Annotated in this window: 15 protein-coding genes; 3 read left to right on the top strand and 12 right to left on the bottom strand. The window is 51.0% G+C overall.

Going from position 1 to position 16,206, the window contains the following annotated elements:
- Positions 1–89 precede the first annotated feature (89 nt).
- Positions 90–1,175 (top strand): malate/lactate/ureidoglycolate dehydrogenase, encoded by a 1,086-nt coding sequence (locus JQN59_RS15535; protein WP_149607126.1) that lies wholly within the window; start codon positions 90–92, stop codon positions 1,173–1,175.
- 97 nt (positions 1,176–1,272) lie between these two features.
- On the opposite strand, the gene ybiJ is transcribed toward JQN59_RS15535, so the two are convergent.
- From ybiJ to mcbA, 5 genes are all read right to left on the bottom strand, one after another.
- Positions 1,273–1,533: a DUF1471 family protein YbiJ gene (gene ybiJ / locus JQN59_RS15530; protein WP_003831561.1), complete on the bottom strand. Its 261-nt coding sequence runs from the start codon at positions 1,531–1,533 to the stop codon at positions 1,273–1,275.
- 300 nt (positions 1,534–1,833) lie between these two features.
- Entirely contained in the window at positions 1,834–2,100 is a 267-nt protein-coding gene (locus tag JQN59_RS15525) for a DksA/TraR family C4-type zinc finger protein (protein WP_008784204.1), read from the bottom strand.
- 75 nt (positions 2,101–2,175) lie between these two features.
- Positions 2,176–2,853: a PKHD-type hydroxylase YbiX gene (gene ybiX / locus JQN59_RS15520; RefSeq protein ID WP_149607127.1), complete on the bottom strand. Its 678-nt coding sequence runs from the start codon at positions 2,851–2,853 to the stop codon at positions 2,176–2,178.
- Positions 2,854–2,896: 43 nt separating this feature from the next.
- Entirely contained in the window at positions 2,897–5,182 is a 2,286-nt protein-coding gene (locus tag JQN59_RS15515) for a catecholate siderophore receptor Fiu (protein WP_149607128.1), read from the bottom strand.
- Between the two features lie 292 nt (positions 5,183–5,474).
- The gene (gene mcbA / locus JQN59_RS15510) at positions 5,475–5,735 is read right to left on the bottom strand and encodes a DUF1471 family periplasmic protein McbA (protein ID WP_003035239.1); all 261 of its coding nucleotides are present in this window, start codon (positions 5,733–5,735) and stop codon (positions 5,475–5,477) included.
- Positions 5,736–5,946: 211 nt separating this feature from the next.
- Between mcbA and rlmF the strand changes: the two genes are divergently transcribed.
- Positions 5,947–6,873, top strand: a complete 927-nt coding sequence (gene rlmF, locus JQN59_RS15505) for a 23S rRNA (adenine(1618)-N(6))-methyltransferase RlmF (RefSeq protein WP_103015137.1) — start codon at positions 5,947–5,949, stop codon at positions 6,871–6,873.
- Here rlmF and ybiO read toward each other — a convergent pair.
- The 6 genes from ybiO to rhtA form a co-directional block, all read right to left on the bottom strand.
- The gene (ybiO, locus tag JQN59_RS15500; RefSeq protein ID WP_149607129.1) at positions 6,870–9,107 is read right to left on the bottom strand and encodes a mechanosensitive channel protein; all 2,238 of its coding nucleotides are present in this window, start codon (positions 9,105–9,107) and stop codon (positions 6,870–6,872) included. The genes rlmF and ybiO overlap by 4 nt on opposite strands.
- A 118-nt stretch (positions 9,108–9,225) precedes the next feature.
- Entirely contained in the window at positions 9,226–9,948 is a 723-nt protein-coding gene (glnQ, locus tag JQN59_RS15495; RefSeq protein ID WP_003035246.1) for a glutamine ABC transporter ATP-binding protein GlnQ, read from the bottom strand.
- Entirely contained in the window at positions 9,945–10,604 is a 660-nt protein-coding gene (gene glnP / locus JQN59_RS15490) for a glutamine ABC transporter permease GlnP (RefSeq protein WP_003035248.1), read from the bottom strand. The genes glnQ and glnP overlap by 4 nt, the downstream gene beginning before the upstream one ends.
- Before the next feature lie 137 nt (positions 10,605–10,741).
- Positions 10,742–11,488, bottom strand: a complete 747-nt coding sequence (gene glnH, locus JQN59_RS15485) for a glutamine ABC transporter substrate-binding protein GlnH (protein WP_003035251.1) — start codon at positions 11,486–11,488, stop codon at positions 10,742–10,744.
- A 365-nt stretch (positions 11,489–11,853) separates the two neighbouring features.
- Positions 11,854–12,357, bottom strand: a complete 504-nt coding sequence (gene dps / locus JQN59_RS15480) for a DNA starvation/stationary phase protection protein Dps (protein WP_003035253.1) — start codon at positions 12,355–12,357, stop codon at positions 11,854–11,856.
- 303 nt (positions 12,358–12,660) lie between these two features.
- Positions 12,661–13,548 carry a threonine/homoserine exporter RhtA gene (rhtA, locus tag JQN59_RS15475; RefSeq protein WP_149607130.1) on the bottom strand — a complete coding sequence of 296 codons (888 nt, stop codon included), beginning with the start codon at positions 13,546–13,548 and terminating at the stop codon, positions 12,661–12,663.
- A gap of 411 nt (positions 13,549–13,959) precedes the next feature.
- On the opposite strand from rhtA, the gene ompX reads away from it, so the two are divergent.
- On the top strand, positions 13,960–14,475 hold the full coding sequence (gene ompX / locus JQN59_RS15470) for an outer membrane protein OmpX (protein WP_048214619.1): 516 nt from the start codon (positions 13,960–13,962) through the stop codon (positions 14,473–14,475).
- Positions 14,476–14,614: 139 nt separating this feature from the next.
- Here ompX and JQN59_RS15465 read toward each other — a convergent pair whose 3' ends face one another.
- The gene (locus tag JQN59_RS15465; protein ID WP_048214618.1) at positions 14,615–16,195 is read right to left on the bottom strand and encodes a phosphoethanolamine transferase; all 1,581 of its coding nucleotides are present in this window, start codon (positions 16,193–16,195) and stop codon (positions 14,615–14,617) included.
- Positions 16,196–16,206 lie beyond the last annotated feature (11 nt).

The raw sequence follows: 16,206 nt of genomic DNA, 5'->3' as shown, positions 1-16,206 counted from the left end.
CGTTTATTGACCTCCAGCGCACCGTGGCGCAGCATAGTTTGTTGAAAAATAAGAAACACAACAAACACGCGACACAACAGGAGATAACAATGAACAGTGGACATCGCTTCCATGTGCCAACGCTGCACGCCTTTATCCAGGCCGTTTTTCATCAGATGGGAAGCAATGATCAGGAGGCGCGGCTGGTGGCCGACCATCTGATAGCCTCTAACCTCGCCGGTCACGACTCCCATGGCATCGGTATGATCCCAAGCTATATTCGTTCATTCTCGCAGGGGCATCTGCAGATCAACCGTCATGCCAAAGTGGTAAAAGATGCGGGGGCGGTGATTACACTTGACGGCGACTGTGCGTTTGGTCAGGTGGCGGCACACGAGGCAATCACGCTTGGAATCGAAAAAGCGCGTCAGTACGGAATCGCCGCCGTGGCATTACATAATTCGCACCATATCGGCCGTATTGGCTACTGGGCGGAGCAATGTGCGGCGGCAGGTTTTGTCTCGGTACACTTTGTGAATGTGGTGGGGATCCCGATGGTCGCACCGTTTCATGGCCGCGATAGCCGTTTTGGAACCAATCCCTTCTGCGTCGTATTCCCGCGTAAAAATACCTTCCCACTGTTGCTGGACTATGCAACCAGCGCCATCGCGTTTGGCAAAACCCGTGTGGCATGGCATAAGGGCGAGCCGGTGGCTCCAGGATGCCTGATTGATGTGGCGGGTGTTCCCACTACCGATCCTGCGGTAATGCAGGTTTCTCCGCTGGGGTCGTTGCTGACTTTTGCCGAGCACAAGGGGTATGCGCTGGCGGCGATGTGCGAAATTATGGGCGGTGCGCTTTCTGGCGGTAAAACCACACATGAAGAGAGCCTGCAGACCAGCGCGGACGCCATCATTAACTGTATGACCACCATCATTATGAATCCACAACTGTTCGGCGCGCCGGACTGCGACAACCAGGTCGCGGCATTTGCTGAGTGGGTGAAAGCGTCGCCGCATGCTGAAGATGCCCCGATCCTGTTGCCTGGGGAGTGGGAGGTGAATACTCGCGAGGAACGGCTGGAACACGGTATTCCGCTGGATGCCGGAAGCTGGCAAGCGATTTGTGAGGCAGCACTGCAAATTGGGATGCCAGAGGCCGTGTTGCGGGAATTTTGCCAGCGGCTGAAACAATAGGCAAAAAAAAGCCCGTCCAGTGGCGGACGGGCAAACAAAGGGTAACAAACAGGGTCAATGAGGGTTGGAGCATTGGGTCGTACAGGTAATCTTTCGGTTATTTATAGATAACCGCGGTGCCGCTCATTTTGTCTTTGCCGATAGCGGAAGTGATGCTGTACCCAGTTGCGCCAGCAGCATTCGCTTTCTCAGCCAGTTTGGCTTCCAGGCCGTCCAGCGTAGTGGCGCCGTCAGCAGATACCACACCAATTTTGTTCATGTTTTGCGCCTGAGTAGAGGAAACCGGCTCGGCAGCGAAAACGCCAAATGACAGGGTAGACAGGGCGATGGCAGCAACAGCAAATTTGATATTTTTCATGATTAATCTCTCGCAGGGTTGTTCTGTTAGTCAGTGTTCTTTAAGAAGACGTTGTTCCGTCGATGTGATAAGTATCACGTTTTTTTTGGTGAGAGAAAATCGAATAGAATTGACGACATCAATCAAAAAAATTGAATGACAAATAACTTATTGAATATTAATAAATTCGAGTGAGGGATTTACAGTTCTTGTCATTGCGCTTTACAGAGAAGGCGACAACGGCACATTTTGCTACACAGGGTGCAAAAAAGCGTGCTCGTAAAGGAAATCGTATGCGCTGAAACTTTTGGTAAAGATAAGTCAACGTAGCTGGCTGTCTTTCGAACCTCTGCGATTATATCCTGAAAATGATGCGCTATGTGAATCTTTATCCTGTTGGCAGGTGATGCACAAGCGTACCCCTGGCACGGCCTCACGTCTGGCCTGAGGGATAGGATTGCCGCATTCTTCGCATTCATACAGACTTTCCCCCGTCGGTAACTCACCGCGAGCGCGGGCAACAGCATCTTCAATAGTATTGTTGATCTGTTCGTTAACCGCGTCGTCATTTGCCCATCCGGATGCCATGTGTATCTCCTGCTGATGTCTACAGACTAAGTATAGCGAAGGTGATGGCTGAAAAACGACCACGCGCCAGCAGTATCAGATTTCAGACCATTCGCGCAGCAGGTTATGGTAGAGATTGAGTAATGACAGGATCTGGCTGCTCTCCCCATGGCGAGCCTTCAGGGATTGAATGTTTTTATCCAGTTCAAAAAGCATGGCGCGATTTTTGTCGTCACGGACCATCGACTGTATCCACATAAAAGACGCTACACGAACGCCATGGGTCACTGGCGTGACGCAATGTAGGCTGCTGGAAGGGTAAAGCACCAGATCGCCTGCCGGAAGCTTCACCGCATGCTGGCCGTAAGTATCATTGACCAGCAGTTCTCCCCCTTCATAATCATTCGGGTTACTCAGGAATAAAGTTGCGGAAAGGTCCGTGCGCATCCAGCCGTTTTGCGGATGGCTACGCACCGCACCGTCAACGTGAAAACCGTAGGTCTCGTTGTCCTGGTAGCGATTAAACAGCGGTGTGGAGAGCGTTTTCGGTAGTGCTGCGGCGAAGAAAAGCGCGCTGTTATTTACCGCAGTCTGTACCGCCTGTTGTAAAACGCCGTAGCGTTCACTTTGCGTATTCACCTGCTGGTTGTTTTTAACCTGCGCCCCCTGAGCGCCGGTGGTTGCGCGGCCATCAACCCAGTCGGCAGCGTCCAGTTGTTCGCGAAACCAGGCTACATCCTGCGCCGACAGAACGCCGGGAATGTGGTACATCATCAGTGTTTCTCCTGAAAGTGGGGCTTACGCCCCACGCGATGGATTAGAAATGCATATTGGCGGTGAGCAGGAAAGTTCTTGGCTCGCCCGGATGATAGCGGTATCCACTCTTGTTTATGGAAGATACATAATCGGTGTCGAACAGGTTATAGACGTTTAGCTGGAAATCGAGATTGCGATTCACGCGATAGCCCAGTTTGGCGTCAGCGACCCAGTAACCTTCAGTGTAGGATGGCGTACCCACCGCACCGTCGGAACCGCGATGCATACTGCCCACGTAGCGAGCGCCTGCGCCAACGGAGATATCATCGGTAGCCTGATACTGGTTCCACAGCGTGAATGCATGTTCCGGTGTATATGGCAGGGAAGAGGATCCATCTTGAGCAACATTTTTACCGCTGTGGATGGTCGCGCGTTGCTGGGTGTAGCCACCAATAACCTGCCATGCGGGGGTGATGTTGCCTGCTACCGAGAGCTCGTAGCCTTCAACACGTTTTTCCCCATACTGGGAATAGGTACCGTCGTCGTTCTGCTCAACTTCATTCTCAATATCCGTGCGGAAAATTGCAGCGGTTAACAGCAGGCGCTTATCCAGCACCTCCCATTTGGTGCCGATCTCGCTGGTTTTCGCTTTCTGCGGTTTGAAATCGGTACGGTTCGCACTGTTACCGCTGCCGCCCTGAGCAAGAGCAAAGTTGCTGCCGCCCGGCGGTTGCTGAGAAACGGCATAGTTGATGTAAACGTTACCGTTATCGGTCAGATGATACAGCGCGCCCGCTTTCCAGTTCACCAGATTGCCTGATTTGGCAGTATCCACAGTGGTGACCGGGGAACCTTTGGCCACACCTGTCGGGCACGCGACTGCGCCGCGACCGGAAGCGCCACAAGCGGTGGCACTGTCATATTCAGTGCGGTAATTGTCGAGGCGAATACCACCGTTCAGCTCGAACTCACGGGTAATTTGTAGCGTATCGAAAGCATATACACCGAAGGTGTCTGTTTGCCCGTTAGCGTTGGCGCCGTTACGAGACAATCCGCCGATATTCACGTTGCTGTCGGGGTGATAGATATTCACCGGTGGTGGGGTGATCGGCACCACGCCATAGTTGGTTTGTGTTTCGCGCGTCAGCTCCACGCCGGTGCTGATGTCATGACCGATGGATCCCGTGTAGAACGTTGAGGTCAGGTTGGTCTGGTTGGTCAAGATCTTATTGCTGACATCCTTGGTATTTGCCAGGCGTGACCAGGTCCAGCTGTCGACGCTGCTGGTGGGTTGGGTGATGTTAGACGCGCCGCCCATCACCGCCGTCATCAGATAATCCTGTTTAATGCGCGACCAGCGGGTGGTGTTGCGAATAGTGGTGCTGTCGTTCAGGTCATGTTCAAAACGTATCGTCGCGGTATCGGTTGTCGAATCGTCGTAATCCGAGTTTGTACCGTAGAAATTATGCGTGTCCACTTTGCCTGAATGATTCAGTGCAGAAGTCCCCGCAGAAGGTGCGGAGTATCCCGGCAGGCCAATGGTAGGGATGCCGCCATCCGGTGTGTTGTGTTGGGTGACATGCAGATAGTTCAGGTACAGTCGGTTCTCAGTCCCTAAGCCAAAAGCGAGAGAGGGGGCCACACCGTAACGTTCATTCTTAACATTATCGCGACCAGCATCATGCGTTTTTTCACCCATCAGGTTTAAACGTGCGGCGGTGGTCTCGCCGATGACCTGGTTAATGTCCAGCGTACCACGGCGGAACCAGGCGCTACCGACGCTGGCCGATGCATCGATTCCTGAGTCAGTGCGTGGCTGCTTGCTGATCATATTGATAGAGCCAGTCGGTGCGCTACGTCCATAGTCGGTACCGGAAGGACCTTTGATTACTTCCACCTGTTCGGTATTGAAGGTGTCGCGCGTGACGCTGCCAATATCACGGATACCGTCGATATAAATACTGTTCGAGGTATCCGCACCACGCATGTAAACCGCGTCACCGGTGCTGGAGTTACCGTTCTCACCGGCGAAAAATGCGCCAACGCCCGGGACGTTTTTCAGCGCGTCGGTCAGATTTGTTGCGCCTTGATCCTTAATCACCTGCTCAGAAATCACCGTCATGGTGCGGGTTGTATCCGCCACCGGACGGGAGAATTTAGGGTCGGCAGACTGTGTTGGGGCGTACAGCGAAGGTTTGGCCGCTTCAACGATCAGAGTGTCTTCTTGTTTTTTATCCTGGTCGTCCGCAGCGACAGCCTGAGCTATAGGGGACAGGCCAATGCACAGACCGGCAAAAAAAGTCAGTGAGTGAAAGCTACTGGACGGCAAGTTGCGATTTTTATCCATGTTAATGAGCGACTTATTATTTTTTGAGTGGACGGTTTCACTCGCGCGAAGGGACATCTCTATGGATGTTATACCCTGCAGGCCTCGCGGAAATGAATGTGTAATTGATAATGATTTTGATAAGCATTACTAATCAGTGCGACGTTTTAGCATTCATTAATTCAAAAATAAATACATTTATTTACATTGGATTCAAAATGCCAACATATTGATTACAAATTGAACTGCAATGAAGTGAACAGCGCGCAGAAAACTGCATCCGGGACGAATGCAGTTGGGCTATGGAAGGGGGTTACTTATAGATAGTTGCGGTGCCGTACATCTGATTTTTACCGCCTGCAGAATTAACGACAAAGCCTTTTGCCCCTTGCTCTTTCGCTTTCTCTGCCAGCTTGTCTTCCAGGTCGCTCAGATTAGAGGCGCCGGTAGCGGATACGGTGCCGGAAGCTTGTAGCTGACCGGTAGCTGGGCTGGTGTATGGCTGTGCAGCAAAGGAGGCAAATGTCATGCCGGTAAGTACGGTAGCGGCAAGTAATGTGAGGCATTTCTTCATGGTGATATCCTCTGAGAAACAACAGGTGGTGCCTGATAAGTTTAGGCCGCCTGCGGATGATATTTACCGCAAAAAATCGATGATCAGTCGTCTGTTTTTTGAACGATTTATTTGCCATGAAACAGGCATAAAAAATCAAATTTCCTTGATGAGTGTGTTTACCGCGTGGCGTTATGCGGGTATCTTACGCCGCTGTTAAAAGGAGAATGCTATGTCCCCCCAGAAACCGGGAATACACCCACGCAACCGCCACAATGGCCGTTATGATCTTGCGACTTTATGCCAGGTTACGCCCGAGCTGACGCAATTTCTCACCCTCACGCCCGGCGGCGAGCAGAGTGTTGATTTCGCGAATCCGCAGGCAGTAAAGGCGCTCAATAAAGCACTGCTGGCGCATTTTTATGCGGTGAAAAACTGGGATATTCCAGATGGTTTTCTGTGCCCGCCGGTGCCTGGTCGTGCTGACTACATACACCATTTGGCCGACCTGTTGGGTGAAACCAGCGGAACCATTCCGGCAAATGCGAGCGTGCTGGACGTGGGAGTGGGGGCAAACTGTATTTATCCACTGATCGGCGTGCATGAATATGGCTGGCGATTCACGGGTAGTGAAACCAGTAGCGAAGCGTTTAACAGCGCTCAGGCGATCGTCAACGCCAATCCGGGATTAACCCGTGCTATTCGTCTGCGTCGCCAGAAAGATGCAACGGCAATCTTCAACGGCATCATTCACAAAAATGAGCAGTATGAAGCCACATTGTGTAACCCGCCATTCCATGATTCTGCGGCCTCAGCCCGTGCCGGAAGCGAGCGCAAACGCCGTAATCTGGGACAGGACAAAGACGATGCACTGAACTTTGGCGGACAGCAGCAGGAGCTGTGGTGTGAAGGCGGTGAAGTGGCGTTCATCAAGAAAATGATTGCTGAAAGCCAGGCCTTTGGTCGCCAGGTGATGTGGTTTACTACACTGGTTTCTCGCGGCGAGAACTTGCCTCCGCTGTACCACGCATTAACGGATGCGGGCGCGGTGAAAGTGGTCAAGAAAGAGATGGCCCAGGGACAAAAGCAGAGTCGCTTTATTGCCTGGACCTTTATGGATAACGATCAGCGTCGTCGTTTTATGGCGCGTAAACGCTAAAGCGTTGGCTCGGTTGGCGGTAGTGGTTCGCTTGCCGCCGACGCAGGACCATTCCCTGGTGCAGGTAACACTTGATACGTCTGTACCGGGGCGCGTATTTTGGCCAGATCGAAGTATTTCTTCACCTGGCTGTCGAGCGCAAAACGTACCGTCCACTGCTTCAGCGGTAAGGTGGTAAACGAGACCCGTAGCGTGAATGCCGTATTGGTTAATCCTACAATCCCGGCAAACGACGGTTCGCCGATAATCAGCCCGCGAATATCATCTTTTTCCATCACCGCAGCAACCGCGTCTTTCAACGCCTGATTCGCTTTATCCGCATCCTCATGGCGGTCTACGTCGTAATTGGCGACGACCGATCCAATTCCACGCACAAAGTTGGCGAAGGTCGTTATCGATGACCAGGGAATAATATGGTACGCCCCGGTGTCCTGACGCACGCCCACAGAACGAATGGACATTCGTTCAACCGTACCGGTGAGTGGACCGATGGTCACTAGGTCGCCGGTGTTCATGCCATTTTCAAACTGAATAAAAATCCCGGTAATAATATCTTTTACCAGCGTTTGCGAGCCGAAAGAGATTGCCAGCCCCAGCGCCCCGGCCCCGGCCAGCAATGGGGCGATATTAACGCCAATTTCCGACAGCACAATCATGATGGTGATCGTGCTGATGATCACCGCCAGCGCGTTGCGAAACAGCGTCAACAGGGTTCGGGTACGAGCGCTGGGTAGCGGGCGGCCATGAATATCGGAAGCCAGGCGATTTTCAATCAGGCTGGCGAGGATCGTCCAGCCGATGGCGGAGAAGAATAAAATCAGCGCGATACGGATCAGAATATCCACCGTTTTTTCTCCTGCGCCGTAATGCAGCCAGTTCCAGAAGTCGAACAGTCCCCAGGCATTCAATAGCAGCATGACCGCAACGCACACCGTCAGGATCCTGGCCACGCTTAACGCCGTCGACAGCCAGCCATTCAGCCGCTTTTGGAGTTCCGGATAGTTGCGCTGGGTGTGTGGCGAAAGGGTAATAGTTTTGGCTATCCAGCGGGAAAACATGCCGGAAACAAAGGCGGCAATTCCAATGATTACCAGGCTGCGCAGCGTAGCGCCCATCATGAATTTCAGGCTGTTGCCCGGATCAAACAGTGAAAAGAAAAACAGCACAATGAAGTAGGCGCTGGCCAGCCAGTGCCATACCAACGCAAAGGCGCGGATAAACAGGCTGAAAAAAGCTAACGATCTTTCTGCCAGATTCTGTAAATGCAGCGTTATCTCTTTCTTGTTTCTGAAAATCAGGTACAGCGCCCATAGCGTGATACACAGCATGATGATGACGTTGGCCATCGCGCCGACCTGCACATTGACCTGATTGGAGATAATGGGAACGGCAACTATAAGCCCGTAACCAATCAAACTGCTTAATGAACTCAAACGCCGATTCCAGTAGCGCGCACCGGCATCCTGAATGTTAAACGGACGCAGTTCGGCCACTGTTGGGCAAAATATCAGACGCAGAATGGCTTTGAAGAACTCAATCAGGGCAAAGGCATTGAGAAACAGGCTTTGCTGAAAGGCGATGGTGCGACTGCCGGCGTTCATTCTGTCGCTCAGTATCTGCCCGACAAACAATGTCAGCGCCAGCAGAAGCAAATCAATAATGAATGCGCCAACGATCATTGCTGGAAGCTGCAGCCAGTTGCTGCGTTCGCGGTTTTTCCGCCGCGCCCATTGCCCCATTTTGCGATACAGCGGCAGCGCGCACAGGCGGATCAGCCAGTAAAACCCGAACACTGACGCCGCCAGCATTAAAAAATGAGTCAGGGCATTGGTGAACGTTTGCGGGTTAAAGGTCTTGTGCGGTGCATCGGTAATATTGCGATAAAGTTGGGCAAAGCGGCTGGAGAGCGCCTCACCGTAGTGCCGTGTGACATCCGTGACGTTTTCCAGCACCGTTTTTTCTTCTGTTAATGTGGGTGGAACAATGGTTGGCACCGGCTCGGCAGGGGGGGCAGTTGCCACTTTGCGTAACTGAACGATCAGTTCCTGACGTGAGGTGTCATTTTCCAGCACATCAGCCAGTGCGCCGTAGGCCGCTTTCTTCTGTTCAACATCCGGCTCCTTTGCCGGGGCGGTTTGTGCGTTGGTTGACGTTGGCGTGGTGACGCCTGGTATCGTCACTGCCTGAGTCGGAAGACTCAACAGACAAACAAAGATGAACAGGATCCAGCGCATGACTCCTCCCATGAGAAAATAAATTCAAAAGGATAAGTATAGATGTCAGAGCGGGAGGGAATTGAAATGAGAGGATTCTGGTGAAAAACCTCCCTTCGGGCGAAGGGAGGTTGAGCTATCAGGAAACGTGCTGCAAGAATTCCTGTAAGCGTTGGCTGGGGGGATTTTCAATCAGGGCCTGCGGATTACCGTCTTCGGCAATTCGTCCCTTATCAATGAAAATCAGGCGTGAAGCCACTTTTTCGGCAAAGCCAATTTCGTGGGTCACAATCACCATGGTCATCCCTTCTTCCGCCAAATCCTGCATCACTTTCAGAACTTCATGACGCAGTTCCGGGTCGAGTGCTGAGGTTGGCTCATCAAACAGCATCATTTTCGGCTTCACCGCCAGCGCACGGGCGATAGCCACACGCTGTTGTTGACCACCGGACAGTTCAGAAGGGTAGTGATGCGCACGCTCAGCCAGACCCACTTTCGCTAGCAGCTCTTTAGCCAGTTTCTCAGCCTGCTCTTTATTCGCCCCGCGTACGCGCTGCGGTCCGAACATGACGTTTTCCAGCGCCGTCAGATGCGGGAACAGATAGAACTGCTGAAACACCATCCCGGCTTCCTGGCGGATTAACCGCTCGTCTACCTTCGGATCGTTTACTTTCAGACCATCGACGATCAAATCGCCGGAGGTGATTTCTTCCAGTTTGTTAATACAGCGCAGCAGGGTAGATTTACCGGACCCGGACGGACCGATAATCACCACCACTTCGCCCTGCTGAATGTTCAGGTCAATATTGTGCAGCACCTGGGTTGGACCAAAGTGCTTAGAAACGTTTTTAAATTCAATCACAGGATTTTCATCCTTCTTTCCAGACGACGCAGAATGAAGCTCAGCACCAGCGTAATGATCAGATAGAACACCGCAACGGCGCTCCAGATTTCCAGTGCGCGGAAGTTACCGGCAATGATTTCCTGGCCCTGACGGGTCAGTTCAGCGACGCCAATGACAATAAACAGCGAGGTATCTTTTATGCTGATGATCCACTGGTTACCCAGCGGCGGCAGCATACGACGCAGTGCGAGGGGTAAAATTACGTGGCGGATTGTTTCTGTGCGTGAAAGTCCAAGCGCCAGTCCGGCTTCGCTGAATCCTTTATGGATTGAGAGCACCGCACCGCGGGTGATTTCCGCAATATAGGCCCCGGAGTTGATCATGATGGTGACAACGGCGGCGCTAAAGGGGTCAATGCGTAAATCGTTAAATGCCATTGGCAGAGCGAAGTAAATAAACATTACCTGCACAACGATTGGCGTACCGCGAATGACTTCGATAAACACCAGCGCTACGTGGTTGGCGATCCAACCGCCGAAAGTGCGCGCAAACCCTGCTGCAAGTCCGATTATCAGACCGCCAGCCAGACCGAGGACCGAGATCCACAGGGTCATTTTGGCGCCTTCAATCAAAAGCGGGATGGCGGGCCAGATGGCACTCCAGTCAAACTGCATATGTCGTTCCTGTTACCGTGGTGTAAATATTCAAATGCCCGTTTTGCCGGATGTGCTGTGCTTATCCGGCCTACAGGTCTCAAAAATCCAGGCGTAGGCCCGGTAAGCATCACGCCACCGGGCAACGCTGCCGGTTATTATTTAGGTTCAGTACCGAACCATTTTTTGTAGATTTCGTTGTAAGTACCGTTCTCTTTCAGCGTTTTCAGCGCGCCGTTCACTTTTTCACGCAGGTCGTCGCTGCCTTTCGGGAAGGCGATACCGTACTGCTGGGCTTCCAGCGATTCGCCTACAGCTTTGAACTGACCATTGCCAGCTGTTTTGATGAAGTAAAGAATGTTTGGTGTGTCGTGCAGTACAGCGTCTGCGCGGTTGGTGCCCAGTTCCATATATGCGTTATCGATATTCGGGAACTGACGCAGGTCTTTGGTTTTGATATTCGCTTTCGCGTAATCAACGGAACCGGTGCCGCTCTTAACTGCAACGACTTTACCGTCCAGATCTTTTACGCTTTTGACGTCGTTGTTATTCGCTTTCACCATCACTAACAGACCGCTTTTGTAGTAGCCGTCGGAGAAGTCGATCGCTTTTTTACGCTCATCGGTGATGGTGATACCTGCCAGTGCCAGGTCGATATTTTTGGTTTGCAGAGCCGGGATGATGCCGCTGAAATCCATCGGTTTCAGTTCATAATCCAGTTTCAGTTCTTTGGCCACGGCAGCCCACAGATCCACATCAAAACCAACGTATTTGTCACCCTGTTTGAATTCAAACGGTACAAACGCGGTGTCGGTTGCGACAACCAGTTTCTTGTCTGCGGCATGGGAAGACACCGCAAAAGCCAGGGTAAGTGCAGCCAGTGAAACTTTTAATACAGACTTCATAGGATTTCCTTTTATATCCACGGGGCGATCCCCTGCGAGAACATATGGCTTAATGAAAAAATCGTGCCAATTTTGCAACTCATTGTTTTAACAAGAGGGTGTCTCGTTTCTCTGCACAATAAGTAGGGCATAGCGAATAATCTGCACTGTTTTGGGGCACTCATTTGGTGCGAACCAGTCACGGTGCAAACGGTATGACTATTTAGCGTAAAAATTGTTGATAAAACAATCTTTCGTTAACGATTGTGTGAAGTGATTATTACAAATAATTTACTTTGGAGTGACGAATGATCAATGTTATGCACCATAGATGTGCAAAACCCCCGCCGAAGCGAGGGTTATATAGGTAATTCTTATGTCTGCTGTTACTCAATGTTGGCTTCGATAAACCACAGGAATTTATCGAGGTCGCGAGAAGCTGCGGTAAAGATATCCGCGGTATCTTCGTCTTTTGCTTCGCTGATAGCTTTACGTACGCTGTTTGCAACTACGGCATAACGTTCGGCCAGCTCTTTTAAGTGGTCCTGTACGCTATGGATATCCAGCGGGTAACTTTTCAGAGGCGTTTTGCTGTTAATAACCTGAGTTGTGCCCAGTGCCACACCGCCCAACTGTACGGCGCGTTCAGCCATGGTATCGAGGTGATCGGTCAGAGCTGTACGGAAGCCATCCAGCATTTCATGTACTGCAATGAAGTTTGCACCGCGCATGTTCCAGTGAGCCTGTTTGGTGATCAATGACAGGTCAATGAACTGGATTACTTGCTGATTCAGCAGTTCTACGGTCGCTTTCTTTTCGCTATCAGATACATCGTTGCGGGTATAAAGGAGGGCGGATGCTTTTGTTTTTACCAGTTTCGCGGTACTCATATTTTCATATCCTCTTGATATTTATGTCCCAACTCTTCAACGGAATTAAGTATAGCGCTAAATTTGGATTTTTGTTTCCGGTGTTGCCTATCACTTTAATAGCGAAGAAGAGGGTAAATATAAAATATCAAATAAAATCAATGTGATGAGTGTATTGTTACTTGCGTTGTGTTATTTTTATGTTAATTTTAAGATTAAATGAAATATGCGGATGAGAAAATTATATTTATTAGAATTATTATCACGCAGATTTACAATTGGATATTCTGCATGATTATGCAAACCATGCAGAATAATACGTGGTTAATTCACGTCGACTTGTTTTATTTGTGGCTCTTTACGAATAGTAAGCGTAGAGCCCATTGATGCGACAATAATGGCGCCCAGAGCAAGCGTCTGGATAAGCGTCAGTGTTTCACCGAGGAAGATCATTCCGGAAACCGCTGCCAGCGCGGGTTCCATGCTCATCAATGTACCGAAAGTACGTGTAGGCAGGCGCGTCAAAGCAATCATCTCCAGCGAATAGGGAAGCGCAGTAGAGAGGACTGCAATGGCCAGACCTAACGGCAGAATGGACCAGTGCCACAGGGCATCTCCGGCCTGGAGTGCGCCGATTGGAACAAATACCAGTGCTGCAATGAATGACCCTACCGCGACGGTTGCCGGACCGTGTTCCGCCCCGGCTCGCTGCCCGGTAAGAATATAGATGGCCCAGCAGGCGCCAGCCCCCAGCGCCAGCGCTGCGCCGGTTAAATCTACGTGAGAAACGTCCTGACCCAGAGGCAGCAGGAACCAAAGCCCGAGCACTGCCAACGCAACCCAAATGAAATCCACCGGGCGTCGGGATGAAAACAGCGCTACCGCGAGCGGGCCGGTAAATTCCAGCGCCACGGCGATTCCCAGTGGGACGGTTTGGATTGACAGGTAGAAAAGGTAGTTCATCCCGCCCAGAGATAGGCCATAAAACAGTAGCGGCAGGCGTTGTTCTTTGGTGAATCGTAAACGCCAGGGCTTAAAGAAAGCGATAAGAATGAGCGTACCCAGCGCAAGGCGCAGCGCGGTAACGCCCGGCGCACCGACGAGTGGGAACAACGATTTTGCCAGTGATGCTCCGCTTTGAATGGAGGACATAGCAATAAGCAAAACCAAAATAGGCAACCAGACTGGCGCTTTACGTGACAACCCCGGCATCCTTTCTCCTGTCAAATGATGATTACACGTCTCCATCTGTGCCACGCTTCAGCATTGTTACGACGCAGATGACTTTATGTATAGAAAAGTAAAACAGCGAGTGTAATGGAATTACGCTCAACTGGTTGAGTATTCGTTGAAAAAAAAATTGCTCAGTTCCGTACAATGGCATGAAAATGATGGATTAATAATCTGTGTGATTAGGAATGTTCTGGATGAATGTGCCATATTGTGCGCGCAATAATGGTATTTTCAGTTGAAAAAGTGATGTTAATTGAAAGAGATAGCGGGTTTTTGAAATGTTCTGTTACATGAAAGACCCCGTTAGACATCGCGAATCGCAAAGAGTTTCCCATCAATTTTTGGTATATTTAAAACTTAAGATTTACTTGAAGCACATTTGAGGTGGTTATGAAAAAAATTGCATGTCTTTCAGCACTGGCCGCTGTTCTGGCTTTCTCCGCAGGTACTGCTGTAGCTGCTACTTCTACCGTTACCGGTGGTTACGCTCAGAGCGATGCTCAGGGCGCAGCGAACAAAATGAACGGTTTCAACCTGAAGTATCGCTACGAGCAGGACAACAACCCGCTGGGTGTTATCGGTTCCTTCACTTACACTGAAAAAGATCGTACCGATGCTTCTGGCGACTACAACAAAACCCAATACTACGGCATCACTGCTGGTCCGGCTTACCGTCTGAACGACTGGGCAAGCATCTACGGTGTAGTGGGTGTTGGTTACGGTAAATTCCAGAACGCAGCATCTCCGGCTGACAACCACAGCACCAGCGACTACGGTTTCTCTTACGGTGCTGGTCTGCAGTTCAACCCGATCGAAAACGTTGCTCTGGACTTCTCCTACGAGCAGAGCCGTATTCGTAGCGTTGACGTTGGCACCTGGATTGCTGGCGTGGGTTACCGCTTCTAATCACTTCGGTGATATGAAAAATCCGCCTCTTGGGGCGGATTTTTTTTGCGTGTAATGCAGGAAGGAATGTCGTTGTAGGCCTGATAAGCGCAGCGCATCAGGCATCGGTAGCAAAATGCCTTATCCGGCCGACAACGTATTATTTGGTTGAGAAAATATCGGTACCCAGATGGTTGTAGTCCACCTTCTGCAGTTTGAAGTTGGTGATGTACACCGGCCCGGCTTTTTTCTCTGAGATAAAGCGGTAGCTGTTGGTGATTTCTTTTGCGCTTATCCCCGTCCACTGCGAGAAAAAGCTGAGGAAATCATTGGCGGAGCGACGGGCTTTAATCACCCGATGCGCTTTATCATCGCTCGACAGCACCATAAAAGGCACCTGGAAATTCTGCTGGAACTGATCGTCATGCGCCAGGTACTGCACCTCTTTTCCCCGCTCTTTAAACGCGAGGCCATGATCGGAGAAATAGACCATCGAGAAGCTATTACCGCTGTTACGTAACTGCTCGTAAAGCTGGCGCAGTAGGTCATCTGTCTGCGTCATGGTGTACAGATAACAAGATGTCTCTTTTGACTGGACGAAAGTCTCGTATTTACCCTGCGTTCGGTCACAGGCCTGCGGATGCGAGCCCATTAAATGCAGCACGATGAGCTGTGGCTGGGTGCGCTCGGTTGCCAGCACCTGGGCAGTCATCTTCAACAGCGCTTCGTCACGGGTGTTTTTATCCGCTTCGAAGTCACCGCTTTTGAGGAACTGAACCTCATCAGCGCGCTTCGCAATGCTGGCGATGGCCGTATCGTATTCACCAATCTGTCCCTGATTGGAAAACCACCATGTCTGAAAGCCCGCGCGGTTAGCCAGGGTGACAAAGTTATCCTGGAACTGGGGTTTATTATCCACTACCCGATTAAGCGTTAAGCCGAGCGATTTTTGCGTTGAACCGCTGGCCGCAATGTAATCCGCGAAGATATAGCCGTTAACGGAGCTGGCAAACGGGGTGTTATCCCAGTGGCCGCCAAACGCCCCTAACGCATCGCGGCGGGCGCTTTCGCCGATCACCACGACGTAGGTGTGATACTTCGGTTTAACGGCGGTTACCGTCCAGCTGTCTTTTACGCTCGACAGTTTCGCCATACGCTCTTGTTCGTCGAGCACTTCGTTGTTATTGACTATAACGTCCTTGGCGAAACGGAAAACCGGATAGCCAGTGTCTTTCAGCTTGAACACGCCGCCCCAGGCCAGGTTTTGTACCGGGGTAACAAAGAATGCGACAACGCTAAACAGCAAACAAATGCTGTCGAACTTATTCCAGCTGCGCTGCTGCACATCTTTTTTACGGCGTACGGCGATAACGCCAAGGGCAAAAATAAACACTCCTACCAGATAACTGTACCAGGGGAAGATGGTCAGGATCTCGGTTGACTCTTCCATATTGGTTGAGTGCAGCGCCAGCAAGGTATTGAAGTTCGGTGAACCATAAGCCTGGCCGAACGGAAAGTACATTGCTGCAATGAGTGAGCAAATGCCAATCAGTGCTTTCTGCGCGCGCGGCGCGCTACGCCACAGCAGCATCAATATGCAGGTGAAAGCAACGCTATAGAGCAGGCTAAGCGGATAGCCCAGTGCAAGGTTGATCAGCAAAGACTGTAAGAAATAGAGGCCAGTCCACGGACTAATCGCTCGGCTACGAGCAATGATTGAATCTTTGAGGGTTAAATTCATATGCCACTGTT

The sequence above is a fragment of the Citrobacter sp. B72 genome (assembly GCF_016894305.1).
GTDB lineage: Bacteria > Pseudomonadota > Gammaproteobacteria > Enterobacterales > Enterobacteriaceae > Citrobacter > Citrobacter portucalensis.
The sequence above is the reverse complement of the archived record's forward strand: the minus strand, read 5'-3'. Positions and strand labels throughout refer to the sequence as shown.

What these genes read in the sequence shown, in the direction of transcription:
- JQN59_RS15515 (WP_149607128.1), bottom strand. Translation starts at nt 5,182, where the DNA reads ATGGATAAAAATCGCAACTTGCCGTCCAGTAGCTTTCACTCACTGACT.
- dps (WP_003035253.1), bottom strand. Translation starts at nt 12,357, where the DNA reads ATGAGTACCGCGAAACTGGTAAAAACAAAAGCATCCGCCCTCCTTTAT.
- rhtA (WP_149607130.1), bottom strand. Translation starts at nt 13,548, where the DNA reads ATGCCGGGGTTGTCACGTAAAGCGCCAGTCTGGTTGCCTATTTTGGTT.
- mcbA (WP_003035239.1), bottom strand. Translation starts at nt 5,735, where the DNA reads ATGAAGAAATGCCTCACATTACTTGCCGCTACCGTACTTACCGGCATG.
- ybiO (WP_149607129.1), bottom strand. Translation starts at nt 9,107, where the DNA reads ATGCGCTGGATCCTGTTCATCTTTGTTTGTCTGTTGAGTCTTCCGACT.
- JQN59_RS15535 (WP_149607126.1), top strand. Translation starts at nt 90, where the DNA reads ATGAACAGTGGACATCGCTTCCATGTGCCAACGCTGCACGCCTTTATC.
- ompX (WP_048214619.1), top strand. Translation starts at nt 13,960, where the DNA reads ATGAAAAAAATTGCATGTCTTTCAGCACTGGCCGCTGTTCTGGCTTTC.
- glnH (WP_003035251.1), bottom strand. Translation starts at nt 11,488, where the DNA reads ATGAAGTCTGTATTAAAAGTTTCACTGGCTGCACTTACCCTGGCTTTT.
- JQN59_RS15525 (WP_008784204.1), bottom strand. Translation starts at nt 2,100, where the DNA reads ATGGCATCCGGATGGGCAAATGACGACGCGGTTAACGAACAGATCAAC.
- ybiX (WP_149607127.1), bottom strand. Translation starts at nt 2,853, where the DNA reads ATGATGTACCACATTCCCGGCGTTCTGTCGGCGCAGGATGTAGCCTGG.
- glnP (WP_003035248.1), bottom strand. Translation starts at nt 10,604, where the DNA reads ATGCAGTTTGACTGGAGTGCCATCTGGCCCGCCATCCCGCTTTTGATT.
- JQN59_RS15465 (WP_048214618.1), bottom strand. Translation starts at nt 16,195, where the DNA reads ATGAATTTAACCCTCAAAGATTCAATCATTGCTCGTAGCCGAGCGATT.
- ybiJ (WP_003831561.1), bottom strand. Translation starts at nt 1,533, where the DNA reads ATGAAAAATATCAAATTTGCTGTTGCTGCCATCGCCCTGTCTACCCTG.
- rlmF (WP_103015137.1), top strand. Translation starts at nt 5,947, where the DNA reads ATGTCCCCCCAGAAACCGGGAATACACCCACGCAACCGCCACAATGGC.